This is a genomic window from Salmonella sp. A1325, from assembly GCF_056991255.1.
On the sequence record NZ_JAMLWO010000002.1, the window covers coordinates 407,348 to 433,544 of the forward strand.

Sequence of the window (26,197 nt, forward strand, 5' to 3'; positions counted from 1 at the left end):
AAAAGTGTAGTCTGCTGTGTTTGAGTTCTGAAAACGGGCATTATCCAAAGTTAGTTGCCGGATGCAAGCATGAAGCGCACTGCGGAAAGTTCCGGTTTACACCCTGCGGCCTCTGTGCTGCAATCTTGCCCCCGGCAATAATGAATGAGTTTCCATGCAAGCGTCTCAATTTTCAGCCCAGGTTCTGGACTGGTACGACAAATACGGGCGGAAAACGCTGCCCTGGCAAATTAACAAGACGCCTTACAAAGTATGGCTCTCGGAAGTCATGTTGCAACAAACGCAGGTGACGACGGTGATTCCTTACTTTGAGCGATTTATGGCGCGCTTTCCGACGGTAACGGATTTAGCGAATGCGCCGCTGGATGAAGTGCTCCATTTATGGACCGGGCTCGGCTATTACGCCCGCGCGCGTAATTTGCATAAAGCGGCGCAACAGGTGGCGACGCTTCACGGTGGAGAATTCCCGCAAACTTTTGCCGAAATCGCCGCGCTACCCGGCGTCGGGCGTTCAACCGCCGGCGCAATTCTCTCCCTCGCGTTAGGTAAACATTATCCGATTCTTGATGGAAACGTTAAACGTGTGCTGGCTCGCTGTTATGCTGTTAGCGGCTGGCCTGGAAAAAAAGAGGTGGAGAATACGCTGTGGACGTTGAGCGAGCAAGTGACGCCCGCACGCGGCGTGGAGCGTTTTAATCAGGCGATGATGGATCTGGGCGCGATGGTTTGTACGCGTTCAAAGCCAAAGTGCACCCTGTGTCCGCTGCAAAACGGTTGTATCGCCGCTGCGCATGAAAGCTGGTCACGCTATCCGGGCAAGAAACCGAAACAGACGTTGCCGGAGCGGACGGGTTACTTTTTATTGTTACAGCATAATCAGGAGATTTTCCTGGCGCAGCGCCCTCCCAGCGGTTTATGGGGCGGACTCTACTGCTTCCCGCAGTTCGCCAGCGAAGATGAATTACGTGAATGGCTGGCGCAACGGCATGTTAACGCTGATAATTTGACCCAGCTTAACGCGTTTCGCCACACATTTAGCCATTTCCACCTGGATATTGTGCCTATGTGGCTTCCCGTGTCGTCACTGGACGCCTGCATGGATGAAGGCAGCGCGCTCTGGTATAACTTAGCGCAACCGCCGTCAGTCGGACTGGCGGCCCCCGTGGAGCGCTTGTTACAGCAGTTACGTACCGGAGCGCCAGTTTAACGCCCCGGTCGATGAAGAGGATGACTTATGAGCAGAACGATTTTTTGTACTTACCTGCAACGCGACGCTGAAGGGCAAGATTTTCAGCTCTACCCTGGCGAACTGGGAAAACGTATCTATAACGAGATCTCTAAGGACGCGTGGGCGCAGTGGCAGCATAAGCAGACCATGTTGATTAACGAGAAAAAGCTCAACATGATGAACGCCGAGCACCGTAAGCTGCTGGAACAGGAGATGGTGAGCTTCCTGTTCGAAGGCAAAGACGTTCATATCGAAGGTTATACGCCAGAAGATAAAAAATAGGCCCGTTGCTGAATGAAGCTGCGCTTATTCGGCCTGTGAGTTATGCCGGATAAGCCCTTAGCGCCGCTGCCCGGCAACATGGCATAACGACAACACAACATGCACTCCCGGAATGATGAAAAAATTACTCGCGCTTGCTGTTATTGCGCCGTTGCTCATCTCCTGCTCCAGTTCGACCAAAAAAGGCGAGACGTATAATGAAGCCTGGGTCAAGGATACCAACGGCTTTGATATTTTGATGGGGCAATTTGCCAACAATATTGAAAATCTGTGGGGATATAAGGAAGTCCTGATCGCCGGGCCGAAAGACTACGTCAAATATACCGATCAGTTCCAGACCCGCAGCCACATCAACTTTGATGATGGGACCATTACCGTTGAAACCATCGCCGGGACGGAACCTACCGCACATCTGCGCCGGGCCATTATTAAAACGTTGCTCATGGGTGACGACCCAACCTCCGTCGATCTTTACTCCGATGTCGATGACATAAAAATTTCTAAAGAACCCTTCCTGTATGGTCAGGTCCTCGACAATACCGGCCAGCCTATTCGCTGGGAAGGCCGCGCCACGACATTCGCGGATTACTTGCTGAAAACGCGGCTCAAAAGCCGCAGTAACGGCCTGCGTATTATTTACAGCGTCACCATTAATCTGGTGCCGAACCACCTTGATAAACGCGCGCATAAATATATTGGCATGGTACGCCAGGCCTCCCGTAAATACGGCGTTGACGAGTCGCTGATTCTGGCGATTATGCAAACGGAGTCCTCGTTTAACCCGTATGCGGTCAGCCACGCGGATGCGCTGGGCCTGATGCAGGTGGTGCAACACAGCGCCGGGAAAGATGTTTTCCGTTCTCAGGGTAAGTCCGGCACGCCAAGCCGTAACTTCCTGTTCGACCCCGCCAGCAATATCGATACCGGCACAGCGTATCTGGCAATGTTGAATAATGTCTATCTGAGCGGTATTGAGAATCCGACGTCGCGGCGCTATGCGGTCATTACCGCCTACAATGGCGGCGCAGGCAGCGTATTACGCGTATTCTCGAACGATAAGATTCAGGCCGCGAATATGATTAACCGCATGTCGCCGGGGGATGTGTACCAGATATTAACCACCCGACATCCATCTGCGGAGTCGCGCCGCTATCTGTATAAGGTGAATTCCGCCCAGCGATCGTATCGCCGCCGATAAACCATCGCATCCCGCCTCTGGCCAGCAAATGACAGAGGCGGGAAAGGCAAAAGTGTTAACTCCGTCACCCTTTTGCTTTGCAATCAGAAATTGTTTGCAAATATTTGTCACAGGTAACAAAAAAAGCCCGCCTCTCATTGGTAGAATCACACCAAATCACAACGGCAAATGTGCCTTTTAAAACATTCATCCGCTCTCAGGTGTGAGGAAATTAACATGAATCTTAAGCTGCAGCTTAAAATACTCTCTTTTCTGCAGTTCTGTCTGTGGGGAAGCTGGCTCACTACCCTGGGCTCGTATATGTTCGTCACCTTAAAATTTGACGGCGCATCTATTGGCGCAGTTTATAGTTCACTGGGGATTGCCGCCGTCTTTATGCCGACCTTGCTAGGCATTGTGGCTGACAAATGGCTGAGCGCGAAATGGGTCTATGCCCTGTGTCATGTCGTCGGCGCCATCACGCTATTCATGGCCGCGGAAGTCACTACGCCTGGGGCGATGTTCTTTGTGATCCTGCTTAACTCGTTGGCCTATATGCCGACGTTGGGCTTGATCAATACCATATCGTATTACCGCCTGCAGTCTGCCGGCATGGATATTGTGACTGACTTCCCGCCTATCCGTATCTGGGGCACCATTGGCTTTATTCTGGCGATGTGGGGCGTGAGTTTCTCCGGTTTCGAGCTGAGCCATATGCAGCTTTATATCGGCGCGACGCTTTCCGTTCTGCTGGTACTGTTTACCTTTACCCTGCCGCACATTCCGGTGGCGAACCAACAGAAAAACCAGAGCTGGACATCAATGCTGGGCCTTGACGCTTTTGCGCTGTTTAAAAATAAGCGGATGGCGATTTTCTTCATCTTCTCCATGATGCTGGGCGCGGAACTGCAGATCACCAACATGTTTGGCAACACCTTCCTGCATAGCTTTGATAAAGATCCGCTATTCGCCAGTAGCTTTATCGTGCAGCACGCCTCGGTGATGATGTCGATTTCGCAGATTTCTGAAACGTTATTCATCCTGACCATTCCGTTCTTCCTGAGCCGTTATGGTATTAAGAACGTTATGCTTATCAGTATTGTGGCGTGGATGCTGCGTTTCGGCCTGTTCGCTTATGGCGACCCGACGCCGTTCGGTACCGTTCTGCTGGTACTGTCGATGATTGTGTACGGCTGCGCCTTCGATTTCTTCAACATTTCTGGCTCGGTGTTTGTCGAAAAAGAAGTACGCCCGGAAATCCGCGCCAGCGCGCAGGGAATGTTCCTGATGATGACCAACGGCTTCGGCTGTATCCTGGGCGGCATTGTGAGCGGTAAAGTGGTGGAGTATTACTCTCAAAACGGCATTACCGACTGGCAGACCGTGTGGCTCATCTTCGCAGGCTACTCGCTGGTGCTGGCCTTCGCGTTCGTAGCCTTGTTCAAATACAAACACGTTCGCGTTCCGGCAGGTTCGCAACCCGTTGCACATTAATCCTTGCCCTGTTTCGCAGGCCGGATAAGGTGTAAATGCCTTATCCGGCCTGCAGGCAACGTTACTTTAAAACATATCCGTACAAACGTTGAATTCCATCGGCATCGGTCTCGCTATACACTCCCTGCAATTCCGGCGAAAAACCGGGCAACAGATTGATGCCCTCTTCCAGCGCCAAAAAATAACGCTGCGCCGCGCCGCCCCAAATCTCTCCCGGCACCACGCACAGTACGCCCGGCGGGTATGGCAATGCCCCCTCGGCAGCAATACGCCCGCCCGCTTCGCTGATACGCACCAGCTCTACATCGCCGCGAATAAAGGCGCTGTTGGCATCCTGTGGGTTCATCGCCACATGCGGCAGGCTTTCTTTGCGGAACATCGCTTTTTGCAGATCCTTAACGTCAAAACTAACGTACAGGTTGTGCATCTCCTGACATAGCTCACGCAGGGTGTAATCGCGGTAGCGAACCGGGTATTTCTGAAAAACCGTCGGCAATACATCCGCAAGCGGCGTATCGTCTTCAATGTGCCGTTCAAATTGCGCCAGCATCGCGACCAGCCGCGCCAGTTTCTCTTCGCTCTCGGCGGGTGTCAGCAAGAACAGAATCGAGTTGAGATCGCATTTCTCAGGCACAATACCGTTCTCACGCAGATAGTGGGCGAGAATGGTCGCCGGGATGCCGAATTCGGTGTACCGCCCACTATCGGCATCAATACCTGGCGTGGTCAGTAACAGTTTACAGGGGTCGACAAAATACTGGTCATCCGCATAACCCTCAAAGCCATGCCATTTCGCCCCGGGTTCAAAACTGAAGAAACGACGATTGCTGGCAATGGTCTCCGTCGGATATGCCTGCCACGGCTTGCCGTCAACCACCAGTGGGATAAAGGGCTGAAGCAGTTTGCAACGGGCGAGAATGGCTTTACGCGCGTCAATGCCCAGCGCAACGCACTCCGCCCACAGGCGGCGACCGCTCTCCCCTTCGTGGATTTTGGCATTGATATCCAGCGCCGCAAACAGCGGGTAGAACGGGCTGGTCGAGGCGTGCAACATGAAGGCGTTGTTCAGGCGTTTGTGCGGGCAAAAACGCGCCTGGCCGCGAATATGGTTATCTTTTTTGTGGATCTGCGAGGTTTGTGAGAACCCCGCCTGTTGCTTATGTACCGATTGGGTCACAAAGATCCCAGGGTCGTTTTCATTAAGCTCCAGCTGCAACGGCGAGGTATCCGCCATCATATTGATAAACTGCTCATAGCCTACCCACGCGGAGTCAAACAGAATGTAATCGCAGAGATGCCCGATTTTATCCACCACCTGACGGGCGTTGTAAATAGTGCCGTCATAGGTACCCAGCTGAATGATCGCCAGGCGGAACGGACGCGACGCATCGGCGCTTTCCGGCATCACGTCACGAATCTGGTCGCGCAGGTACGTTTCATCAAAACAGTGCGCATCAATACCACCGATAAAACCAAACGGGTTGCGCGCCGCTTCAAGATAGACCGGCGTCGCCCCGGCCTGAATCAGGGCGCCGTGGTGGTTGGATTTGTGATTATTACGATCAAACAGCACCAGATCGCCGCGCGTCAGCAGGGCGTTGGTGACCACTTTATTCGCCGCCGAAGTTCCATTCAGCACAAAGTAGGTTTTATCCGCATTAAACACTTTTGCCGCAAATTTCTGCGCGTGTTTGGCAGAACCTTCATGTATTAGCAGATCGCCAAGTTTCACATCGGCGTTACACATATCCGCACGAAACAGGTTTTCACCAAAAAAGTCATAAAAATGGCGGCCTGCGGGATGTTTTCTAAAAAACTCGCCATGCTGGTGCCCCGGGCAAGCAAAGGTACTATTCCCCATGTCGACATACTGGGTCAGGGTGCCATAAAAGGGCGGCAGAAGTTCCGCTTCGTAGCGACAGGCAGCGTTTTCCAGCTCCAGCCATTCCTGCGCGTTCCCGCCTATTACCGCCGTAACGCCGACAGGCGCGCTGACGGGTTCATCCGCAAGCATAAACACCGGCAGGTGAAAACCGGTGCGTTTAAGCAACGCCAGAATACCGCTACGGCTGTCAGCAGTGGTAATGACGACTGCGGCCACATCGGTAAAGTCGGTACTGTCCAGCGCCACTACGTTTCGGTGGGTGGAGAGACGGGGGATGAGTTCACCGCTGGCGGCAATATTCATTGATTTCATAAGCGCAAATACCCGTTTCGGGAGTAGAGTAACCCCGGACAAGGCCCGATGCCTTGCCCAACGAGATGCCGGGTCAAACTGGATACCAGCTCCGACCGCCAGACATCAGTAAAAACAGACTGTTTCTGATTTTACTGTTGTCCTGCAGTGAGCGTGCGCTGCCCTCACCGCATAGCGAGGATGACAAAAAAAAGGAAAGAAAGGGGCAAACCTCGCGCAGTCAGGCGACAGTGAAGACAATATAAAGGCGCTATGTTCATCCCGGCGAGCCCCATGCTGGCAGGAGAAATTTCGCGCAATCATGGCACCTTTCACCAGACGGCGCAAGGTAAAATCAGCGCTCTATACGTCACAGATAGTCAAGCTATTAACAGCTTAATCGCGTGATAATAAGGCAATTTGAAAGACAAATAACAGGAGTCATTGTGGTAATTGGACCTTTTATTAACGCTGGCGCAATTTTATTCGGCGGCGTTATTGGCGCGCTGTTAAGTCAGCGTCTGCCAGAACGGATTCGCGTCTCAATGACGTCTATTTTTGGTCTATGCTCTCTGGGAATTGGCATTCTGCTGGTGATGAAATGCGCTAATCTTCCGGTGATGGTGCTGGCGACGCTGGTCGGCGCGCTTATCGGCGAGTTTTGTTTGCTGGAAAAAGGCATTAATGGCGCAGTCGCGAAAATCCAACAATTATTTATGGCATCGGGTAAGAAGCCGACACACGACTCATTTATTCAAAGTTACGTCGCTATCATTGTACTTTTTTGCGCCAGCGGCACCGGTATTTTCGGCGCGATGCATGAAGGGATGACTGGCGATCCAAACATTTTGATCGCTAAATCTTTTCTGGATTTTTTCACTGCCATTATTTTCGCCTGTTCGCTTGGCATCGCCGTTTCGGCGATTTGCGCGCCGATGTTGATTATCCAGTTAACGCTTGCCGCCTGCGCCACTCTCATTCTTCCGCTGACCACGCCGGCAATGATGGGCGACTTTAGCGCTGTAGGCGGACTGCTGCTGGTGGCGACCGGCTTGCGTGTATGTGGAATCAAAATGTTTCCGGTAGTGAATATGCTCCCGGCGCTGTTGCTGGCGATGCCGATTTCCGCCGCATGGACGATGTTTTTTGCCTGATTCTGCGTGCAATAGCAACAAAGTGGTGATAGATTGTGCAGTCTACGTTGATTTGAAGAAATTTCGTTGACGAAGCGAGGCGATTACGGTTTAATGCGCCTCGTTGCCCGGATAGCTCAGTCGGTAGAGCAGGGGATTGAAAATCCCCGTGTCCTTGGTTCGATTCCGAGTCCGGGCACCACCTTTCCTTTTTATGCTTCCTGATAAATCCCCTTGTGTTTTTAATTCAATGAGTTAGCGTGGAAATCTTTTCAGGTGCGTTTTGATTTATCCCTACGTATCCGGAAAATTGTGGGTCAGATTAAGGGTTCATTCACTTCGATGAACGGAGAGACCCTCATGTTAACTGATAGCAAGATCTGCGCCGCGCCCCTCGAAAAACCCTACAAAAATCACCGATTCACAAATTCTGTACCTGACGGCTCTAAGCTATGGTATTTCCGCTATCGCTTCGGCGGTAAAGAAAATCGTCTGACTTTCGGCCCCTATCCGCAGGTTACGCTGGCAAAAGCCCGCGAAAAGCGCAATGCCGCGCGTAAGCTGCTGGTATCGGGTATCTGCCCTTCTCTGATGCCAGTGAGCGTCAAGGAGCGCAACGGCGTGCGGGCGGCGTATGTACATGGAGGCGCGTATGGAGATGATGCAGTGGTGGTCAGATTATCTGGACGTGAGCCGCGAGGGGGACGTTGCGCCCTATATTTATGCCCGGCAACATAGCGTATATTTAAGACTTATGAACTGATTGCAGAATGTCTAAGCCGGGATTATCTGCCACAGTCATGTTTGGTCATTTGTTACAACAACACGGCGACAGTTTTCTGCCGCTATGAATTAACCTTTTTAATGTCCTGAATTTAGTTTCTCCTGCCGCATGGTTAACTCGTCCATAAAATAGCGTGCAACTGCGGGCATTCCTTTGTTCGCTGGGAATAGTGCATAAATCTGTCTTGGCTGGCCAGACCACTCGGGGAAAAGTTGTACCAGTCCCCCGTTTTGCAATTCTTCCTTGCAGGCCGGAAACGGTAACAAAGCCACACCATTGCCGCCAGCAACTGCCTGTAACAGAACCCGCAGATTATTGGAATACAAACGGGGGGAAAGTGACAGGGTGATTTCCTGACTCCCATTGATTAAATGCCACGGTTGCATACGGCCGTCGGCCAGTCTCACCATTGCCGGAGCCCTGTGAAGATCTCCAATGGTCTTTAAATCAGGATATTGCTCGACCCACTGGGGGCTGGCAACCAGAATATCGTATAGCGTATTGATTTTTTTATAGTGCAACGAAGAATCAGGCAATGCCCCTGAACTTACTGATAGCGCAATATCAATACCTTCTGCAATCATATCCACCGGGCGATTGACAGCAAGGAGCTGCACATTTGCCAGCGGCCAACGGGCAATAAATTCGTTGATGAGTGCTCCCAGCCACGTTTCTGCCATGAATACCGGCGCACTGATCCGTAATGTCCCCTGTGGATACTCCTGCACCGCCTGAACAACAGCGCGGGCTCGCTCACTTTGATTTACCAGCTTCTGACACTCCTGCGCAAATTGCTCGCCGACTTTGGTCAGCGCAAGGCGTCGGGTTGTCCGCTGAATCAGATGTACACCAAGCTGTTCCTCTAATGCCGACATCCGCCGACTTAGCACCGATTTGGACACTTTCGCACGTATTGCCGCCCGGCTGTAGCTTCCTTCTTCTGCAATCAGGGCAAAATACCAGTAATCATTCCAGTCAATCATGATTGTTCTTTTATCGCAACAATGAAGTTCAATTTCGTCTATTTAAACATCATTTTAAGAACGGTTAAACTAGCCACACGTTTTAAATGAGACGAACACCATGAAGATCCTCCACATTGACAGCAGCCCTATGCTCTGCAACTCCAGCTCACGAAAGCTGAGCCTGGCGCTGACAAAAGCTATCTGCCAGCGCTTTCCGAATGCCAGCGTGACATACCGCGATCTCGGACGGACACCGCCACCCCACTTACGCGAAGAGACATTTCTGGTGCTTGGGGGAAAGTTAATGTCTACAGACGCACAAACGCAAAGTGAAGTGGAGGGTATCAGAAACGCGATCGCGGAGTTGAGCCTCTGCGATATATTAGTAATAGGTGCACCGATGATTAACCACTCTGTCTCTTCGGGTCTGAAAACCTGGATAGATCAGGTTTGCCAGGCTGGTCTGACATTTCGTTTTACCTCTACGGGTGCAACGGGGTTACTGGTCGACAGGCCAGCATTTATTGTCTCCACGCGTGGTGGAATTTATTCAGATACCAGGCATCGGGAATTGGATCATCAGGAAAGCTATCTGCGGTCAACGTTAAATTTGATGGGGATCACTAACGTCCATATATTGCCCACCGAAGGAGTGGATAAAACCGTACCAAGCAGATCTCTGGCAGAAAAAAACTCGCTGGCGCAAATTCCCTGTATGCTGGCTCATGCTTTTAATCGATAAGTTTATTAATATGAAAGGAATTCTTATGAATATCAGTAAAAAAATTGTCACCTCTTTTTTCTTACTCTCTTTATTTGGGCAGACATCCATTGCTGCAACAGAAATTAGTCATCCAGAAACAGACATGAAAGAAATTGCTCATGTTAGTGTATCATCCATAAATACAAATCCTGAAAGCATCATACAACTCCTTCAGAATAAAACTGAAGCGTCAGGTGCTCATTATTATCGAATCACTTCATTTCATATCGATAATCAATCACACGCCACCGCTATTCTTTATAAATAATCACAATTACAATCAATCGTAATTATTATCCAGGACACGGGTAATTGCCCGTGCCTGCTAAAAAACAGGCCATTATGAAAATAACGTATTTTGTGAGTAGCTTAACATTACTCACAGCAAGTCTTATTTTTGTCTTATCAGGTGAAATATTCCACGCTGAAACATCTAAAATCTTTTGGCTGTTTCGGCAAAACTTTCTATTTTTTAGTGGGTGCGTCGCATGGTGTTTTATGACATTAGCTATGTGTCTGATTTTGCGTTCACCCTGGTTGAATCGAATTCTGAAAGGTCTGGATAAATCGTGGGGTTTACACAAACAAGCTGGTATTATCGCGACAGTCTTTACGCTGGCGCACTGGCTGGACGAAAAAATACCTCACTGGCTGGTGCAAAATGGCTGGCTTGCTCATCCAGGATCACTGGGAAGTGTTCAGATAAGCTCATGGCAATCTCAACTGATCTATGCAGGATTGTTAGCTGCTGAATGGTCTACATACCTGATGATAGGGTTGGTGCTGGTTTCTCTTGTAAAAAAAATCCCTTATAACATTTTCCATTTTATACATCGTCTGTTTCCTGTTTTTTACCTGGCTACTGCTTTCCATATTTTTACCGTTCTATTTAAAACATATTGGTGGAATTCACCTTCGGGCATTCTGCTGGTAATTGTGAGTATTCCAGGTGTTTATGCTGCTGGCCTTTCACTATTTAATATGATTGCTTATAAAAACAAACGCGTTGCGATCATCACAAACATCGACTATTACCCAAATGATATTATAGAAATAACTCTACATACTGACACTCCTCTATTGCATACACCTGGGCAGTTTTCATTTTTAACATTTCAACATGATGCAGAGGCACACCCATTCACTATAGCCTCTTATTACCAGGATAAAAAACACTTGCGTTTTGCCATTAAAGCATTAGGGGATCATACACATTCACTAAAGAAAGAATTAAAAATTGGACAGGACGTGATTGTTGAGGGCCCTTGGGGTTATTTAGACTTTAATATTCAATCTGAGCGTCAGGTCTGGGTTGCGGGAGGGATCGGTATCACTCCTTTTATATCTCAGCTGGAATATTTAAAAAACTCAGACCACCAACTCTGCCCTATTGATTTATGGTATTGCGTTGGTCAGCATGATGATTTGCAGTACCCTGTAAATCTCGATTTATTATGTACAGCAGCAGGTGTGACTTTACACCGTATCGATGCCGGGAAGAAACTGGAAGCCAAACATATTATGATGGAAAGCGATAATAGCCAAAACGTTCACGTCTGGTTTTGCGGGCCAGCAGGTTTTGCGAAAAGTCTACTATCCGGACTACAAAAGTACGGGATATCAGAGAAAGCCTTCCATTATGATCGTTTTAATATGCGTTAATTATTGATGAGAAAATTCATATACATATTTTTCGCAGGCCACCTCGGCATTGGTTTACAACAAATCGAAGAAACTGAATCTCAGAAATAGCACTGTAATTCATTTTCCGGACTACTGGCACAATGCGCTCCGGATGTTGAGATAAGTAAAGAAGTTCATGAGTGGGTTAATACTCCTCTGGTCAGAAAAGGGATTATGTAAATAATTAATGGACGCCACTGCGGCGTCCCTTAGATATGAAAAAGAGGTGCGCCCCTCCACACCGTTTCCATTACTACGTCATGATGGTTAAATAGGGGTTATCTTCCGGTACATTGCTACTAAATATATCCTCTGGCTTATCCAGAAGATAGCCTTTTACCTGACGAATTTTACGTGGCCCTTTGACCTCACAGTTAAAAATATTAATCCCGTCGTCGCCCCGTATATGCAGACCCAGCCGCTGAAAGCTCAGCTGTACTTTTTTCCACTCCGTCCCAGTCTCACCCGTAACCGACTGAACATATAGCTGAAAAATACCAGGCGATACCAGAAACACTTTTCCCTGAACCATATGCACGCGAGCCATCACGTCATTCGTCACAATTTTTCGTGCCTGCACCACCTGACACAACCAGTCGTAAAAATGTTGCCCGGAGTGTTATTTTGCTGTCTGCCTGCGATACTACCGGACGGGACGGTGGAGGCGATGGATAATCGGGACTATCAATATCACCGGATAATGCCGCAGCCGCTTTTTCCGGTACAGCGGCAGGCAAAACAGGACGGTTATCTTCACAGGGTATTTCCGGCTGGAAAGTATGGGCTGCTGGCGCGGCAGTTTCCTGTGGGGCAAACAGCGAAAAAGCCAGATCGGTTAATTCTTTTTCTGGTGCAGGTAATGACGGTACAGATTGCTCACTGCCCACATTAAGCATCTCTGACGGATTATTCGTCACAGGCACCACGCTTCCTGTAAACGGTGCTGGGCGTTCTCCTGCGGTGCTCCAGAACCGTGATGGTGATCATTTTCTTGCCCCGGAAGGTACGATGGCGATCGTCCTGCCGCACGGCGTTCTGTTTCGCGGCGGCGCGGAAGAGCGTATTCGTCGTAAGCGGCTCGAAGACGGCAATATCGATACCGTCATTGGCCTGCCCGCCAACCTGTTTTTCTCAACCGGTATTCCGGTGTGTATTCTGGTATTGAAAAAGTGCAAAAAGCCGGATGACGTGCTGTTTATTAACGCCAGTGAATACTTCGAGAAAGGTAAGCGGCAGAACCGTCTGAATAAAGAGCACATCAGCAAGATTGTCGATACTTACCAGTTCCGCAAAGAGGAAGATCGCTATTCCCGCCGCGTACCGCTGGAGGAAATCAAGGCTAACGAAATCTGAATATTTCCCGCTATATCAGCACCGCCGTGCCGGAGGAGAAAATCGATCTGGCAGCAGTCAATAGCCAGCTAGTCGAGTTAGAGCAGGAAATAGCGAAAGCGCGAGATACGCATAACGCCTTTCTTAAAGAGCTTGGTCTGCCGCCACTGCCCTGAATCACACTTATAAATCTGCCCCTGCGCTAACAGGGGCGGTTTGCTCTAATGGTTTATTTTTTATCGCTAAAGTCGATTTAAAAACGACATGAATACCAAAAGATAAACCAGATTGAGGATCACAAATCAGGAATAAACCCTTCTTCCCGCAGCACCTTAATCACCCCACGTATCAGATACGAGTTAGAAAACTTCGCCGTATAGGTACGCGCCCCCTCTTCTACTGGTTGAAGCAATCCCCGCTCAATCAACTTACCAAGCTGATAAGTCACCTGCGTCGGTTTCAGATCAGGCAAAACGGTACGTAGATCGCCCGCTTTGATCGTCCCCAACTCGACGGCGCGTTTCAGTACCTTCGATTCCAGCGGATTTATCAACCCTCGCTCCGACGAAAAATCGATAGCCGGATACAGGATCTTTTCGCTCAGAAAAGCGTGGCTTGTCAGTTGATCGACTTTCTTCAGCTCAGAGGAGATCCCCGAAAGCACATATAAGCACCATTCTTCCAGCCCCTGCTCAGTGCCTTTATCGGCTAACGAAAGCATGGCGTAATAGCGCTCACGATCATTACAGAATACCGCAGTCGGATTGAGAACCCGCCCACCAGCCTGAACATTAAAACCATACTTGATAAGCAACGCATAGGTCAGCAGTCTGACCGTTCGGCCATTACCGTTGCCAAAGGGATGTATCCAGCCAAAGCGGTGGTGCACCAGCGCAATCTTCATCAGATCGTACTTTGGCTTATCGGCACGGTTAATAAAGGCGGTTAGTTCCGCCATATAATCAGCAACGCGAATGTGGTCCGGCGGCAAATGGTCAGACTGAGCAATGCTGACATTATGTTGTCGATATGCGTCGGGCGTTCTGTCGCCTTCCTGTTGCAGCCCGGCTACCGCCAGACTATGCAACTCGCGGATAAAATATTCCGTTATCTCATCACCATCGCTCAGGTATTCGTCGATGTACTCCATCGCGGCTTCAATATTGTTGATTTCTTTGAGCTGATCCGTCGAACTCTGCGTTCCTTCAACCTTGCTTTCAACATAGTCGGCAAGCGTGGTGTGATTTCCCTCAATTCTTGCAGAGCCAAGACTCTCCAGCATGTGGAAAACGGCCTTCAACTGCGCAAATAGGATAGGGTGAACATCGGTTTCCAGCCGCAGGTGCCGGAATAACTCCAGCTCCGTCAGCGCATCGACCAAAGGGGAGTCAAAGCTGGGGTTCAGAAGCGAGAGTTCAAAGTGATTAAATTGAGCCATGATGTTTAGTTATCTCAACTGGTGCATGAAGGCATCTCAAAAGTATAGAAAAAATACTAATAGAATCTATAAATTAGAAAACACACCAATTTTTATTATCTCAAAAACCTTTGTTCCAACATATCAAATGTAAGTTTGAAAGATGTTCAATGCGAAGAGGGATGAAGTTTTGCCTGCGTAATGCAGCATGGATTTTTTAGCGCCGCTATGTGTGGACCCCGAACCATTATGTGTGGAATTCCATCTGCTATATGTGGACCTCAGACCGTTATGTGTGGACCTGACTCCACACATAACGAAGCCCCATTAGCTAAATAACGATTTTTCGTGATAACCATCACAAAAACAAAGTGATTTTTTATGGGGGCCTTCGTGGGGGCGCTATTTGAGAGAAACACCAACAAAACCAATAACAAACAGCATATTAATCGTGGATACGATTCCGAGTCCGCCACCTTTCCTTTTTTACGCTTTCTTATGAATTCCTCGATGTCTTCAAGTCAATAAGTTTGAACATAGACTCTTTCCAGAAATTATTGCCATATGATCTCCATTAGACCAATATAAACGGATGCGTGATCATAATAAAGGCAGTAATAGTAAGTTTTAACATTAAACATACTGCGAAATTTCAATTAAGTTTCCATCAGGGTCCCTGATGTAGATAGACATTATCTCGCCTGTGGCTCCAGTTCTCTCAACCGGGCCTTCAACAATGGGAATGCCTGCCTGTAAGATCTCAGACACAACATCATTTATCGGTGTCGATGTAATAAAACATAAATCGGCAGATCCCGGCGTTGGTCTACTCGCTTTTGGTTCGAACTCCATTTCTTGCTGATGGAGGTTAATTTTTTGCGCTCCAAATATTAACGCTTTTCTGTTTTGTTTAAATGTTACCGCAGAAAAACCAAGTACCTCTTCGTAGAATCTTATTGTGGTTGATATATCAGATACCGTTAATACAAGGTGATCAATTCTGTCAATTATCATTTGAATAGACTCATGATGTTTATATTTTAGGGATGCTACATTAAAAAATAGCATTAACCTACTTTTAAATCAGATGCATTTTTTTTGCATCTACTCTAAGTTGCTGCCGAAAATTGGGATGTGCCAATTCAATGATGCTGAGCGCACGCTCGGTTGAAGAGAGCCCCTTCAGGTTTACGGAGCCAAATTCAGTGACTATCCAGTGCGTATCCGTTCGTGGGGTTGTTACAGGCCCCTCAAGGCGGGGAACAATACGAGAAATCGTATCATTCGCGGCCGTTGAGCGGGTCGTAATAATGGAACGACCTCCTTTAGATGCATATGCGCCTCTGACAAAATCCAATTGCCCTCCTGAAGCGCTGTACTGGTGTCCAAGCAAATATTCAGAGTTACAGGCACCAGTGAGATCGATTTGTAAGGTAGCGTTAATGGAGACAACATTCTCATTTTGCGCAATGATCCCCGGATCGTTAACATAATCGACAGGCCGACTAAAAAAAGAGGGGTTGTCGTTGAGATAGTCATACATATCCTTTTGTCCCATAGCAAAAGTAAATACAGACATTCCCCGGTCGATATTTTTACGCTGGTTGGTAACGACGCCTTGTTGAATCAAACTTACCAACCCCGGATTCAGCGCCTCTGTATGGACCCCCAGATCATTATGTTCCTTGAGCGCATTACAGATGAGCTCCGGTAATGCGCCGACCCCCATCTGGAGACAAGCGCCATCTGGCACAAGAGAAGCGATAATCTGACTGATAGCAATATCTTCGGCTACGGCAGTACGTATTGGTAGTTCAATTAAAGGGACATGGTTTTCAACAATGGCGTCAATTTCTGAAATATGGATTGCAGCACCTTCTCCATGAACGCGCGGCATATATTTGTTAACTTCGACAATAAGCTTTTTAGCTGTCCTCGCAATCCGGGTGGAATAATCGTTTCCAGTTCCAAAATTAAAATAGCCATACTTATCCATAGGGGACACGGTGTGAATAAAGGTATCAATACCAATATCATCAGCCAGTAATCGCGTCGCCTGATGAAAATTTGAAGGTACATAGTTAACTATTTTTCGCCCGGAACTCTCAATCCCCTGACGTATTAAAGCCCGTTCAATACCGGTAATAAACATACTGTAGAGATGAATATAGTCACTTAGCTCATAACGGAAAATAGTGTTCCCGGCAATGCTGGCTGTTTCATAACAGTAAACCCGCAGATCGTTGATTTCTCCCCTTTTCGCTCGCTTTGCCAGCGCATTCAGCAAAGCTGGAGGCTCTGCTGCAAACATTCCCATAGAGAGGTGACTGCCGGAGGTAATTAAAGTAACCGCCTCGTCAGGCGTCACGCATTTTTCGGCATACGCTGCATTAACATTCATCATGACTCTAAACCTCAGGGCGATTTCTCAATAAGCGGCGTCTTCTTCAGGCGAACATCCACAGCAATAAACTAACATTGTTCGTTCGAAGCGCATGACCTCTACACCATTCTGATTAATGCCACATGTCCGAACGGTAACGATGCCTTGTCCCGGGCGACTATTTGACAGGCGTTTGCTGAGTACAGTGCTTTCAGCATAAAGTGTATCCCCTGCGAAAACCGGATGGACGGCTTGTACCTTATCCCAGCCAAGATTGGCCACGACCCTGGCGCTGACAGTACGCACGCTCATACCGGTTAAAAGCGCCAGAGTGAACGTTGAATCAACCAGTAACTTTTTCCATTCCGTTTTGCTGGCGTAAGCCGCATCGAAATGGACCGGCTGCACATTGAGAGTGAGCAGGGTAAACCACACATTATCGGCGTCCAGAACCGTCCGGCCGGGACGATGTTCAAAAACATCACCGGGATGAAAATCCTCCCAGTAAAGACCCGAAATTTCTCGGTAGCGCCCCTCGCTAATGGTTTTATAAGCGGGTAATAACGTGTTCATAATCAATTCCTCTGTTAATAAAATCAGGAAAAGATCCCTGCCCGGGCGAGTAATCTCCGGGCCTGACGGGCAACGGCTGCATCTATCATCATGCCGCTAACGATCCCGACGCCTTTGGCATTCTCTGTCAGTACTGCACGAGCATGATTAATTTCTGCCGTTGTAGGAGTAAATGCGGCGTTGATTACACTAATCTGAGCGGGGTGAATAGCCGATTTTGCAGAAAAACCAAAACTGAGCGCCTGCAGCGTTTCCTCTTTCAGACCTGAAAAATCGCCTATATCAAAGAAGGGAGCATCTATTGCAAGAAGCCCTTTCATAGCGCAGGCAGCCACTATTCTGGCCCGCGCCAGCGCAAGAGGCTCCCAGGCGGGTGTGGCGCCAATGTCAGCCGCCATATCTGCGGCGCCAAACATCAACCCGCAGAGTCTGGGGGTGGCGTCCGCAATAGACTCTACGGCATTAAGTCCGACAACTGACTCAATAATGCCAATAAGGCGAGTATCAGAACCAGCCATCATGATAAGACTATCCACGATTTGCAGGTGCGCGGCTGACTCTGTTTTCGGAAGAATAATGTAATCAGGAAAAAAACGGCATTCCAGTAACATATGCAGGTCTTCAATGCCAGCATGAGTATTCATTCCATTAATTCTTAATGCTATTTTCAGCGATGAGTTTGGTCGGGATGAAAGGAACTGCATCGCAATTTTCCGGGCCTGCGCCTTGTCATTCGGGGTGACGGAATCTTCAAGATCGATAATAGAAATGTCCGCCGCACTTTCAACTGCTTTTATGAAACGTTCTGGTCGAATTGCTGGGGTAAAAAGCCAGCTACGTGTCGGTGTATGAGAAATATCGGGCATATTGCACCTCCTGTTAACCTCACTATGCGCTCGCTGGTTTCATTCTTCCAATATATGATGGTGCCATTCTTAATTGCTTTTGGAGATGAGGATGGAACTGCGCCATATTCGCTATTTTCTCGCCGTCGCTGAAGAGCGGCATTTCACGCGGGCTGCGACAAAAGTAGGCATAGGTCAGCCGCCGCTAAGCCAACAGATTAAGGATCTGGAAAGAGAGCTGGGAGCGCAGCTATTCCGGAGAGTGCCTCATGGCGCGGAATTAACCGAGGCTGGAAAAGCATTTTATGATGTTGTTAAAGGGATGCCTGCTACCGCGACAAGAGCCGCGCTGGCGGCGCAGCGTGTTGCCAGGGGGGAGTCGGGCGTGTTAAGGGTAGGTTTTACTGCCTCTGCGGCATTTAACAGTGTGGTGCCCGGCGCAATCCGTACTTTCAAGCGGGCTTATCCTGACGTTCGTTTGCAGCTTGAGGAAGGAAATACAACCCAACTGGCTGATGAATTGAATGAAGGATCGCTGGATGTTGCCTTTCTGAGACCCGGTTTTACAGGCAATGAACGGTTCCAGCTCAGGTTACTGTCTGAAGAGCCGATGGTTATTGTGCTGGCAGAAACGCATCCTGCTGCGGCGTGTAAACAGATTGCACTCTCGATTCTCAAAGATGAGTTTTTTTTACTCTTCCCACGTGAAATCGGCCTGTCGCTTTATGACGCAGTGATCGAGGCCTGCGGTAAAGCGGGCTTTGAACCGAAAATTGGTCAACTCGTGCCGCAAATTTCGTCAGTCATTAACCTTGTGTCGGCAGAGATGGGTGTGTCGATGGTTCCAGATTCAATGAGACAGGTTAATGTCAAGGGAGTAGTATACCGCCCCGTTGCAGACCAGATGCCCGTCGCAAAGCTGGCTCTGGCATACCGGCGCGGCGATACATCGCCAACGCTGAGAAACTTCATCCTGAAAGTCACTGGCTGAATGCGGTTATGTGAGCGTTGAATAATCATTTGAAACGTAACCAATAATTATTGGTCCGATTTTGTGTCTAAAGGAATCGCTAACGGAGCAGGAACTGGCTGCAATGTCTGTGGATCGACAGCCAGATAACGCCCGGTTTTACTGTCGATACCCACATAATCGATAAGCTTGCCTTTGGCATAAAGCACCATTGTCTGTTTTGCAAATGCCTCATATGCACTGCTCAGTATTTTCACTTTATCCACATAATCTGCTGCGAGATTATGCGTTTCCAGGGGGTCACGTTGCAGGTTGAATAATTCCCATGGCGCATTACCCGCCTGTGGGAATACTGTGACAAGACGACGCAATTTCCATTCCCCATCTATCCAGGCCGCCTGATTATGGAGCTCAACACCATATTGTGTGCGAGGCGCGTGCAGACTTTCACCGGTCAGATAGCGTTTAAAACTCACGCCGATCATTGGCAGTGTCGGTCTTTCAGATAATGATTTACTGACATCAATACCTGCAAATTCATAGAGCGTGGGCGCGACATCATACGCCGCCATTGTGGCGTTATCTATGGCGCCATTATGGATGATACCAGGACCGGAAATCATAAAACTGGTATTAATTCCCCCCTGACCGCTGGTCGTTTTGTGATAGCGACCATAAGGCGCATTGCTGACATCAGCCCAGTGGGGACCATAAGAGATAAATGAATTTTTACGACCAATATTTTCGTAACGATTATCGAATTGCTTCCAAAAATCCGGTTCAGATTCATAGTGAAAGCCCTCCGCCGGATTCACCCCATTATCACTTAAGAAGACCAGAATCGTGTTTTTATCGCGCCCGGTCTTTTTTAACGTCTCAATAACGGTACCAATCTGTGCATCCATATTGGCGATCATAGCAGCGTAAACCTGCATCACCTTCGCCGTATATTTCTGCTGTTCCGGGGTCATCGCCTGCCATTCTTTATCAAGTTCCAGTCCTGGCAGAGGTATGTCATCACGCAGGAAACCCAGTTTCTTCAAACGAGCAATACGCTGACGATAGACGTCTGCATAGCCCTGTTCATACTGACTTTTAAAACGACTAATCCATTCATCCGGTGCCTGCAGAGGATCATGTGGCGCAGTAAAGGCCAACCACGCGAAGATAGGTTGTTCCCGTGGCGTCTCGCTGATCCAGCGATTAATCTGGCTGGCATAGGCTTCGCTGGAGTAAAAACTGGAGGGCAGTGAAATGCGCTGATTGTCACGGGTATAATAGGTATGAAATATCTCCACGGTTCCCAGCGGCACGGCATCATCAAAGTGACTGGCGCCTCCCCCCATCAAGGCGAAAGAATGACGAAAGCCCCGATCTTTTGGCGTCGAGCCTGGCGTAAAACCAAGATGCCATTTACCCGCCATCAGCGTATTGTAACCAGCATCTTTAAAGCGTTCAGCCATGGTCGTCACCCGATCAGTCAGGCGCAATTCATAGCCTTCCTTACCTATGGTATTTTCATACCACCACATACCGCCTATACCCGCTTGCTGACTGGTGTTCCCGGTTAATAGCATCGCACGGGCGGGAGCAGACATGGGAGACGTGTAATATTGACTCATCCGCACGCCGTTCTCAGCCATCGCCTGCAAATTAGGCGTTGGGATTTCCCCACCGAAGGGAGTGATATCAGAATATCCCATATCATCAGCGATAATCACGATAATATCAGGACGTTCGTTTTGCGTACTGTGCGCCGTACCGGAGAAGATAATGCTGAGTGTGGCAAGTGTTACTTGTTTTTTCACGGCTTATTCTCCATTTCAGACTACGGATGTTGTACAAGAGCGGCGGGCAAATGCGGCAAGATGGACCATCAGCCCGAAAATCTGCCCATAACGTCAGCACGCCAGGCTTTCAGTCCATTCAGATTCCGGGGCCAGGCGCGTAGCGGAGCCAGAATCTCCGTGAAAAAAGAGTAATAGCCGCTACAAAGTCGGTTGTAGCCGGCACTGTTGATATGTGCGGGGCAGCCTCCCTGGCAGACTATTTTCACAGAACACCGTTGACACTCCCGGCGCTGGCTTTTCTTAATACCAAAGGGAAGCCGGGTTGCGGTATCTACGGCTGGCGCTAACATATTATTAGAAAGCTGTCCCAGGTAATGCTGGCTATTAATCAGATGATCGCAGGCATAGAGTTTGCCGTCCGGCTCCATGACCAGATTCGTGCCGCAGCGGGCGGAATGGACACAGGTGGCGCTGATATGCGTAAAATATTGTGCCCATGCCTGTTCAATGTTGATCACAAAGACCCGCCCCATATCGCCGCGTTTGCGCCATTGACGCCAGATATCAATCATGAAACGTCCCCAGTTATCCGCACTCAATTGGTAACGTTGCTGTAGGGCGTTGCCTTCGTTCATCAGTGGCTGAAATTGCAGATAACGAGCGCCAAGGCTAACAACATGATCGTAGATGGCTGCCGCATGGTGAGCCATGTCATCATGCACGACAATCAGTACGTTAAAATCGACTCGATAGTGTTGTAACAATGTGATTCCCCGCAACACCGCCGGATAACTGGACTCGCCGCGTTTGCCCGGACGATGGTAATTTTGCAAGTCTTCACTGCCCTCAAGACTGATGCCAATAGTAAAATTATTGTCGCGAAACAGACGACACCAGGCATCGTTTAACAACGTCGCGTTCGTTTGCAGACTATTACTGATCGTCACGCCGTCAGGCGCATATCGTTGTTGAAGCGCTATTACCTTTTTATAAAAACCGATTCCGGCTAAAAGCGGTTCACCGCCTTGCCAGACAAAATTAATTTCACGCGCACTGGCAGGTTGCGCCGCAATATAGCGACAAATAAAAACCTCCAGCGTTGATTCATTCATTTTTTCTACGGGCGTTTCGCCCTGTGGGTAATAACAATAGCGGCAGGCCAGATTACACGCAGGGCCTATGGGTTTTGCCAGAATATGGAAGGGTATCTGCGCGCGATATTCAGTCATTACGGGGATTTGTTGTTGCCGTAATGTGTTGAGATTCAACATTATTCTGTCCTGTAATTATCATTTCTGATGCGGAGACATGACTCACATTTCGCAATAGCGTCCGTCTGGTGCTGCGGGCAGAATGCCGAAAGCGGGCTGTATCTATTGATACACCGGTTTTCTGCATAGCGCATGACGCTATTGAAACGTTATGTAGCAAATCCTGTCTGAACCAGAAATTAAGTCTCTGTTAACCTGCGCTATTACAGAAAATCATAGAACAGTCGTCTCAAAAGAATATCGTCCTGAAGGACGAGAACCCACGGCATTTTCAGGAGATGAGTCAACCGCGACAGAAAAAAATTATATTAATAATTTTTAATTATTTTTTAGAAAACCAGACAGGATTTAAATTAAAACTGTTTCATTTCAAATGGTTATAAAAAATACCGTAACACGCGTCACATTATTAACATGTGAATGATTGTGTTAACCGAATGTAAATTGTATGTTTCAACATACCACTATTTTACTGCGTCCCGGCGCGCTCATCCAGATGGAAGGAGATAACATGTCAGCCTTATCAACTACTGGCCATAATGACGGGATCACTCTCCATTGCTTACAGAGCATTGCGCAACTCATTCCTCTGTCGTCGGCGGTTTTTTATCGTGTTAATGCTTATTTAAAGCCGGAAGCCTATGTTTTACATAATATTTCTAATAGCACACACCAACAATATCTGGAGCATTTTCAACCATTAGACCCGCTATCGCCTTCCCGGTTCGGCCAACAGGTTGTTACCGTAGCGACGATGACGCCCGGTATCTGTGCCCGTCATCGCCATTATTATCATGAATTTATGCTACCTAATCATGTGTGCGACATGATTGAGATCTTTATTCGTCGGGGCCATCGTATTATCGCGGGCATTTCATTAATGCGCGATATACCTTTTTCCAGCGAAGAGCGTTTGCGAGCCCAGGCAGTACAACCATTACTGGGACTGGCAATTCATGATTCTCTTCAGGAAGACAACAATCTGGCGTCAATATTGACCGCAAAAGAGCGTGAAATTGTGGGAATGGTCTGCGAAGGGGCCAGTAACAAATTGATTGCCCGTCAGTTGAATATTTCTCTCTCAACAGTGAAAACGCATTTACGCAATATTTTTGCTAAAACAGAAGTGATAAATCGCACGGAACTGGTTTCCCGAACCAGAATGTCCTCGGTACAACATTCACTGAATATGTGAAAGCGTTCTTTTTAACCCGCGTCAATTGCGGGTCTTTTCCCCATATGTCATATATGCCTGAATTAATACCACCCTCTGAGCTGATGCCGCAATAAAATGTCATATTATCTGGCGTCGGTATCCTGTTGCAGCCATTGATTCATGGCCTGATTGATCATATTTATCACACTAAGCAGAAGAACACGCTGGTGCCGCTCAAGCCGCAGATAACGGCGCAGCGGCGGCATTTTACAAACCACTTCGCTAGCAGCCCATAGCTCAATGCTGCAATACCATTCCTTATGATGTAAAACCAGAGTAAACCGACGATAATCCAGTTCACTCAGAGCCTGTTGTAAATTGGGGAAACGATTAAGATAGTTAATCAGCCCCGCGGTACTTTTACTGCCAGTAAAAATGACGGGATAACGTTTCAGCCATCCGGGCTGATGAGCGCGAATTTTGCCCTGCAAAGGATAATTGATTGTGCCTTTCACCCTGAATTCACAACTGTGAATACTGGCCATGAATAACCGTTTTTGCTGAACATGGCAGATAACCTGGGTAAATGCATTCAGATGCAGCACGGCGCTATGTTCGGTCAATTTTTCACAACGCCAGCCACTCAAATCACGTAACACCATATTCATTAATGCGTTCTTAAACCAGGGGACGGAGGACATCTGGCGTCATCTCTTCATTGTTTCGCTTTTCATAATTGCCCATCGCCCGTTCCACGACCTCTTCTACCGGAAGCGGGAGGAAAGGATTAACCCGTTGCACACATAATGTCCAGAATAAGGCATAGGCGGCAGTCAATCCAAGCATAATACCGAATGGTATAAGCACATCCCGACTGTTCATCCCTGGAGGCGCGATATTAATAATGGCGATAATAATACCCACGCTCGAAATAATCTGAGGTAAGGGAAACCAGGGGGCCCGGTAAGCGCGTGGTAAATCGGGGCGCCGAATACGTAAGATAACGACCGATAACGTTACCAGCAGATAAGCTACTCCCCAGGCGCAGACCGCAGCGAGGATCAGCGGAACAATGTGGTCGATATCACCGTTCAGATACCAGGCGTGTAAACAGGGAATCGCAACACCGAATGCGATGGCGATGACCGGTGTTTTAAAGCGGGGGTGCAACCAGGTCAGAAACCTCGGCAAAGCGCCGTCCAGCGCCATGCCGTATATAATACGCGGTACTGCCGCCATCAGCGTATTAATTGTCGCACATCCCGCTAACAGCAACCCCACGCCCAGCCAGTATTGCCCGACATGTCCCATGACACGATTGGCAAAGGCGGGAATAGCCATCGGCGTATCCAGTAAAAAGATATGGTTTGCCGCATCGACAACCACATTATTTACCTGCCGGTTAATCGCAGCGCCATAGAGGAACATACAACCTGCCACCGCTAAAAGGCCAAGCGCCATCGCTCTGGGGATCGTACGATGCGCTTTTTTAATTTCCGGCGCCATTGGCGTTACCAGTTCACAACCGACGAACATAAACATCGCCATGCCAATATAACCAAACAGACCAGAAAGATTACTGACATCAAGCGGTGCGCCAAACCACCCGGAATGATGAGTGACCGGGGATAACAGGATCCCGCATAAACCGAAGATGGTCAGGGTAGTCCACATACCGAAAGTAAGAAATACTTCCACCTTGCCAAATACTTCAACACCAATGGCATTCAGTAACCCGAAAACCACTACCATGCCAACGCCAACCATCCAGGTATTGTGCTGCATGGCCACGTGTTCGCTAACAGACTCAAAGTTCACCAGCGCCATGACGCCAGCGAGAATCGTTTCTGCCGTGCCGGCAAAAATGTGTACGATCAGATAAGCGCAAAGCGCACCGGTGATAGCGAAAAAACGCCCCATCCCGCAGGAAATATAGTCGTAGACGGAGCCAGTCGTGGGAATGAGCGTTGCCGCTTCGGCAAAGGTGGTAATCTGCGCTTGCATCATAATAAATGCCAGTAATACCGCAAGGGCAAAGGTATCTCCCCCTGAGCCAAAACCACTGGTCACGGTCAGGATCACCGGGCTTGCCATAATCAGCCCGACGGAGCTGGCAAGCGTCGTGGGGAAACCAATAACGCCACGTTCAAGATGGCTGGCAAGTCTGTTTTTAAACATGGTCAACCTCTTCACTATTATTACAACAATAAATTACCGCTCCGGAATAACGCTTATTTATGGCAGGCACCGCATCTAACAGGTATCGTCCTGAAGAGGGATAACGGTAAATAACGTTGTGACGCCGTCCCCGCATGCGCTAATAGCAAGTGGGGAGCGCGTTATTCTCCCCAGTGATGCCAACGCTACTGACGAACAATTAAAGGATTCAACCCTGTTTGTGGCTTTCGACGTTTGCCAGATAATGTTTTACAAAACGGGGCGTTAAAACTTTCCATGCCACTTCGGTTCCCTGTTCAACAAACCAACTATCGCCTGGTGAAAAACGTATCGGTTCCTGACCCGCAACAGTGAGTTCCACTTCCCCTTCCAGCACGGTTGCGTGCTCGGTAAAGGGATAAATCATCGTGAAACCGCCGCGGGTCGATGAAAACAGTCCACAGGTAAATACATCCTCAGGTTTACCGTAAATCATCGCAACGGCGACCTGGGGATCGCCTTCTGTTGGCAACGCCCCCAACAGGCTGACACTCCCGACTGGCTGTAATTCAGGAACAGGTTGATTGAGTTTAAAAGCGTGCATTAATGTTCTCCTGG

General features: G+C 48.6%; 25 protein-coding genes, 1 tRNA gene and 1 pseudogene. 13 read left to right on the plus strand and 14 right to left on the minus strand.

From position 1 onward, the window contains the following. Positions 1-154 precede the first annotated feature (154 nt). From mutY to NAZ64_RS05910, 4 genes are all read left to right on the plus strand, one after another. Positions 155-1,207, plus strand: a complete 1,053-nt coding sequence (mutY, locus tag NAZ64_RS05895; protein WP_001148959.1) for an A/G-specific adenine glycosylase — start codon at positions 155-157, stop codon at positions 1,205-1,207. 27 nt (positions 1,208-1,234) lie between these two features. Beyond that, on the plus strand, positions 1,235-1,510 hold the full coding sequence (locus NAZ64_RS05900) for an oxidative damage protection protein (RefSeq protein WP_000091706.1): 276 nt from the start codon (positions 1,235-1,237) through the stop codon (positions 1,508-1,510). 112 nt (positions 1,511-1,622) lie between these two features. After that, positions 1,623-2,708, plus strand: a complete 1,086-nt coding sequence (gene mltC / locus NAZ64_RS05905) for a membrane-bound lytic murein transglycosylase MltC (protein ID WP_000976289.1) — start codon at positions 1,623-1,625, stop codon at positions 2,706-2,708. Positions 2,709-2,924: 216 nt separating this feature from the next. Beyond that, on the plus strand, positions 2,925-4,181 hold the full coding sequence (locus NAZ64_RS05910; protein WP_483640885.1) for a nucleoside permease: 1,257 nt from the start codon (positions 2,925-2,927) through the stop codon (positions 4,179-4,181). A 61-nt stretch (positions 4,182-4,242) separates the two neighbouring features. Here NAZ64_RS05910 and NAZ64_RS05915 read toward each other — a convergent pair whose 3' ends face one another. Beyond that, a complete protein-coding gene (locus NAZ64_RS05915) occupies positions 4,243-6,378 on the minus strand; it encodes an ornithine decarboxylase (protein ID WP_117338713.1) in 2,136 nt (711 codons plus the stop codon). A 425-nt stretch (positions 6,379-6,803) separates the two neighbouring features. Between NAZ64_RS05915 and NAZ64_RS05920 the strand changes: the two genes are divergently transcribed. The 3 genes and pseudogenes from NAZ64_RS05920 to NAZ64_RS05930 all read left to right on the plus strand — a co-directional run. Further along, positions 6,804-7,511: a DUF554 domain-containing protein gene (locus tag NAZ64_RS05920; RefSeq protein ID WP_024797643.1), complete on the plus strand. Its 708-nt coding sequence runs from the start codon at positions 6,804-6,806 to the stop codon at positions 7,509-7,511. A 105-nt stretch (positions 7,512-7,616) separates the two neighbouring features. Continuing rightward, a tRNA-Phe gene (locus tag NAZ64_RS05925) sits at positions 7,617-7,692 on the plus strand. A 158-nt stretch (positions 7,693-7,850) separates the two neighbouring features. Further along, a pseudogene (locus NAZ64_RS05930) lies at positions 7,851-8,078 on the plus strand (Arm DNA-binding domain-containing protein); the annotation flags it as partial. Between the two features lie 273 nt (positions 8,079-8,351). Here the strand turns inward: NAZ64_RS05930 and NAZ64_RS05935 are convergent. Next, positions 8,352-9,257: a LysR family transcriptional regulator gene (locus NAZ64_RS05935; RefSeq protein WP_131046540.1), complete on the minus strand. Its 906-nt coding sequence runs from the start codon at positions 9,255-9,257 to the stop codon at positions 8,352-8,354. Between the two features lie 100 nt (positions 9,258-9,357). Here NAZ64_RS05935 and NAZ64_RS05940 point away from each other — a divergent pair, with 100 nt between their 5' ends. From NAZ64_RS05940 to NAZ64_RS05950, 3 genes are read left to right on the plus strand one after another with little or no spacing between them, the layout of a single operon-like run. Beyond that, entirely contained in the window at positions 9,358-9,981 is a 624-nt protein-coding gene (locus NAZ64_RS05940; protein ID WP_483640886.1) for an FMN-dependent NADH-azoreductase, read from the plus strand. Between the two features lie 25 nt (positions 9,982-10,006). After that, positions 10,007-10,270 carry a YdgH/BhsA/McbA-like domain containing protein gene (locus NAZ64_RS05945; protein WP_024797641.1) on the plus strand — a complete coding sequence of 88 codons (264 nt, stop codon included), beginning with the start codon at positions 10,007-10,009 and terminating at the stop codon, positions 10,268-10,270. Between the two features lie 50 nt (positions 10,271-10,320). After that, positions 10,321-11,664: a ferredoxin reductase family protein gene (locus NAZ64_RS05950; protein WP_483640887.1), complete on the plus strand. Its 1,344-nt coding sequence runs from the start codon at positions 10,321-10,323 to the stop codon at positions 11,662-11,664. Positions 11,665-11,938: 274 nt separating this feature from the next. Here the strand turns inward: NAZ64_RS05950 and NAZ64_RS05955 are convergent, their stop codons facing one another. Beyond that, positions 11,939-12,247 (minus strand): conjugal transfer nickase/helicase domain-containing protein, encoded by a 309-nt coding sequence (locus NAZ64_RS05955; protein ID WP_253777077.1) that lies wholly within the window; start codon positions 12,245-12,247, stop codon positions 11,939-11,941. Beyond that, on the minus strand, positions 12,237-12,602 hold the full coding sequence (locus NAZ64_RS05960; RefSeq protein WP_126523837.1) for a hypothetical protein: 366 nt from the start codon (positions 12,600-12,602) through the stop codon (positions 12,237-12,239). Before NAZ64_RS05960 ends, NAZ64_RS05955 begins: the two co-directional genes overlap by 11 nt. 91 nt (positions 12,603-12,693) lie before the next feature. Here NAZ64_RS05960 and NAZ64_RS05965 point away from each other — a divergent pair, with 91 nt between their 5' ends. Then, positions 12,694-13,038 (plus strand): N-6 DNA methylase, encoded by a 345-nt coding sequence (locus NAZ64_RS05965; RefSeq protein ID WP_024134177.1) that lies wholly within the window; start codon positions 12,694-12,696, stop codon positions 13,036-13,038. 274 nt (positions 13,039-13,312) lie between these two features. Here NAZ64_RS05965 and NAZ64_RS05970 read toward each other — a convergent pair whose 3' ends face one another. From NAZ64_RS05970 to ripC, 5 genes are all read right to left on the minus strand, one after another. Beyond that, positions 13,313-14,455 (minus strand): Fic family protein, encoded by a 1,143-nt coding sequence (locus NAZ64_RS05970; RefSeq protein ID WP_001534160.1) that lies wholly within the window; start codon positions 14,453-14,455, stop codon positions 13,313-13,315. Positions 14,456-15,067: 612 nt separating this feature from the next. Continuing rightward, a complete protein-coding gene (locus NAZ64_RS05975) occupies positions 15,068-15,448 on the minus strand; it encodes a VOC family protein (RefSeq protein ID WP_000582672.1) in 381 nt (126 codons plus the stop codon). Positions 15,449-15,512: 64 nt separating this feature from the next. Then, on the minus strand, positions 15,513-16,838 hold the full coding sequence (gene ripA / locus NAZ64_RS05980; protein WP_001528093.1) for an itaconate CoA-transferase RipA/Ict: 1,326 nt from the start codon (positions 16,836-16,838) through the stop codon (positions 15,513-15,515). 24 nt (positions 16,839-16,862) lie between these two features. Continuing rightward, positions 16,863-17,390, minus strand: a complete 528-nt coding sequence (ripB, locus tag NAZ64_RS05985; protein ID WP_001094308.1) for a (R)-specific enoyl-CoA hydratase RipB/Ich — start codon at positions 17,388-17,390, stop codon at positions 16,863-16,865. A 23-nt stretch (positions 17,391-17,413) separates the two neighbouring features. Further along, complete coding sequence (gene ripC / locus NAZ64_RS05990; RefSeq protein ID WP_001112897.1) at positions 17,414-18,256, minus strand: itaconate degradation C-C-lyase RipC; 843 nt, start codon at positions 18,254-18,256, stop codon at positions 17,414-17,416. 91 nt (positions 18,257-18,347) lie between these two features. Here ripC and ripR point away from each other — a divergent pair, with 91 nt between their 5' ends. Next, complete coding sequence (gene ripR / locus NAZ64_RS05995) at positions 18,348-19,226, plus strand: itaconate degradation transcriptional regulator RipR (RefSeq protein ID WP_000423176.1); 879 nt, start codon at positions 18,348-18,350, stop codon at positions 19,224-19,226. 47 nt (positions 19,227-19,273) lie between these two features. Here ripR and NAZ64_RS06000 read toward each other — a convergent pair whose 3' ends face one another. After that, positions 19,274-21,013, minus strand: a complete 1,740-nt coding sequence (locus NAZ64_RS06000; RefSeq protein WP_000745174.1) for an arylsulfatase — start codon at positions 21,011-21,013, stop codon at positions 19,274-19,276. A gap of 68 nt (positions 21,014-21,081) precedes the next feature. Continuing rightward, positions 21,082-22,266, minus strand: coding sequence for an anaerobic sulfatase maturase (locus NAZ64_RS06005; protein ID WP_000933443.1), 1,185 nt, complete (start codon positions 22,264-22,266; stop codon positions 21,082-21,084). Between the two features lie 511 nt (positions 22,267-22,777). Here NAZ64_RS06005 and NAZ64_RS06010 point away from each other — a divergent pair. After that, the gene (locus NAZ64_RS06010) at positions 22,778-23,461 is read left to right on the plus strand and encodes a helix-turn-helix transcriptional regulator (protein WP_001275364.1); all 684 of its coding nucleotides are present in this window, start codon (positions 22,778-22,780) and stop codon (positions 23,459-23,461) included. Positions 23,462-23,565: 104 nt separating this feature from the next. Here the strand turns inward: NAZ64_RS06010 and NAZ64_RS06015 are convergent, their stop codons facing one another. The 3 genes from NAZ64_RS06015 to NAZ64_RS06025 all read right to left on the minus strand — a co-directional run bounded on the left by NAZ64_RS06015 (position 23,566) and on the right by NAZ64_RS06025 (position 26,183). Further along, positions 23,566-24,123: a DUF3156 family protein gene (locus NAZ64_RS06015; RefSeq protein ID WP_000100096.1), complete on the minus strand. Its 558-nt coding sequence runs from the start codon at positions 24,121-24,123 to the stop codon at positions 23,566-23,568. Then, positions 24,101-25,600: an APC family permease gene (locus NAZ64_RS06020; protein WP_000475960.1), complete on the minus strand. Its 1,500-nt coding sequence runs from the start codon at positions 25,598-25,600 to the stop codon at positions 24,101-24,103. Before NAZ64_RS06020 ends, NAZ64_RS06015 begins: the two co-directional genes overlap by 23 nt. A gap of 208 nt (positions 25,601-25,808) precedes the next feature. Further along, on the minus strand, positions 25,809-26,183 hold the full coding sequence (locus NAZ64_RS06025; protein WP_000542984.1) for a cupin domain-containing protein: 375 nt from the start codon (positions 26,181-26,183) through the stop codon (positions 25,809-25,811). Positions 26,184-26,197: the final 14 nt, after the last annotated feature.

Bases quoted from the DNA above. Each gene is read 5' to 3' on its own strand.
- NAZ64_RS05975 (WP_000582672.1), bottom strand. From the start codon at position 15,448: ATGATAATTGACAGAATTGATCACCTTGTATTAACGGTATCTGATATA.
- NAZ64_RS06010 (WP_001275364.1), top strand. From the start codon at position 22,778: ATGTCAGCCTTATCAACTACTGGCCATAATGACGGGATCACTCTCCAT.
- NAZ64_RS05970 (WP_001534160.1), bottom strand. From the start codon at position 14,455: ATGGCTCAATTTAATCACTTTGAACTCTCGCTTCTGAACCCCAGCTTT.
- NAZ64_RS06015 (WP_000100096.1), bottom strand. From the start codon at position 24,123: ATGTCCTCCGTCCCCTGGTTTAAGAACGCATTAATGAATATGGTGTTA.
- ripR (WP_000423176.1), top strand. From the start codon at position 18,348: ATGGAACTGCGCCATATTCGCTATTTTCTCGCCGTCGCTGAAGAGCGG.
- ripB (WP_001094308.1), bottom strand. From the start codon at position 17,390: ATGAACACGTTATTACCCGCTTATAAAACCATTAGCGAGGGGCGCTAC.
- ripA (WP_001528093.1), bottom strand. From the start codon at position 16,838: ATGATGAATGTTAATGCAGCGTATGCCGAAAAATGCGTGACGCCTGAC.
- NAZ64_RS05900 (WP_000091706.1), top strand. From the start codon at position 1,235: ATGAGCAGAACGATTTTTTGTACTTACCTGCAACGCGACGCTGAAGGG.
- mltC (WP_000976289.1), top strand. From the start codon at position 1,623: ATGATGAAAAAATTACTCGCGCTTGCTGTTATTGCGCCGTTGCTCATC.
- ripC (WP_001112897.1), bottom strand. From the start codon at position 18,256: ATGCCCGATATTTCTCATACACCGACACGTAGCTGGCTTTTTACCCCA.
- mutY (WP_001148959.1), top strand. From the start codon at position 155: ATGCAAGCGTCTCAATTTTCAGCCCAGGTTCTGGACTGGTACGACAAA.
- NAZ64_RS05935 (WP_131046540.1), bottom strand. From the start codon at position 9,257: ATGATTGACTGGAATGATTACTGGTATTTTGCCCTGATTGCAGAAGAA.
- NAZ64_RS05945 (WP_024797641.1), top strand. From the start codon at position 10,007: ATGAATATCAGTAAAAAAATTGTCACCTCTTTTTTCTTACTCTCTTTA.
- NAZ64_RS05965 (WP_024134177.1), top strand. From the start codon at position 12,694: ATGGCGATCGTCCTGCCGCACGGCGTTCTGTTTCGCGGCGGCGCGGAA.
- NAZ64_RS05940 (WP_483640886.1), top strand. From the start codon at position 9,358: ATGAAGATCCTCCACATTGACAGCAGCCCTATGCTCTGCAACTCCAGC.
- NAZ64_RS05915 (WP_117338713.1), bottom strand. From the start codon at position 6,378: ATGAAATCAATGAATATTGCCGCCAGCGGTGAACTCATCCCCCGTCTC.
- NAZ64_RS05910 (WP_483640885.1), top strand. From the start codon at position 2,925: ATGAATCTTAAGCTGCAGCTTAAAATACTCTCTTTTCTGCAGTTCTGT.
- NAZ64_RS06005 (WP_000933443.1), bottom strand. From the start codon at position 22,266: ATGTTGAATCTCAACACATTACGGCAACAACAAATCCCCGTAATGACT.
- NAZ64_RS06020 (WP_000475960.1), bottom strand. From the start codon at position 25,600: ATGTTTAAAAACAGACTTGCCAGCCATCTTGAACGTGGCGTTATTGGT.
- NAZ64_RS06025 (WP_000542984.1), bottom strand. From the start codon at position 26,183: ATGCACGCTTTTAAACTCAATCAACCTGTTCCTGAATTACAGCCAGTC.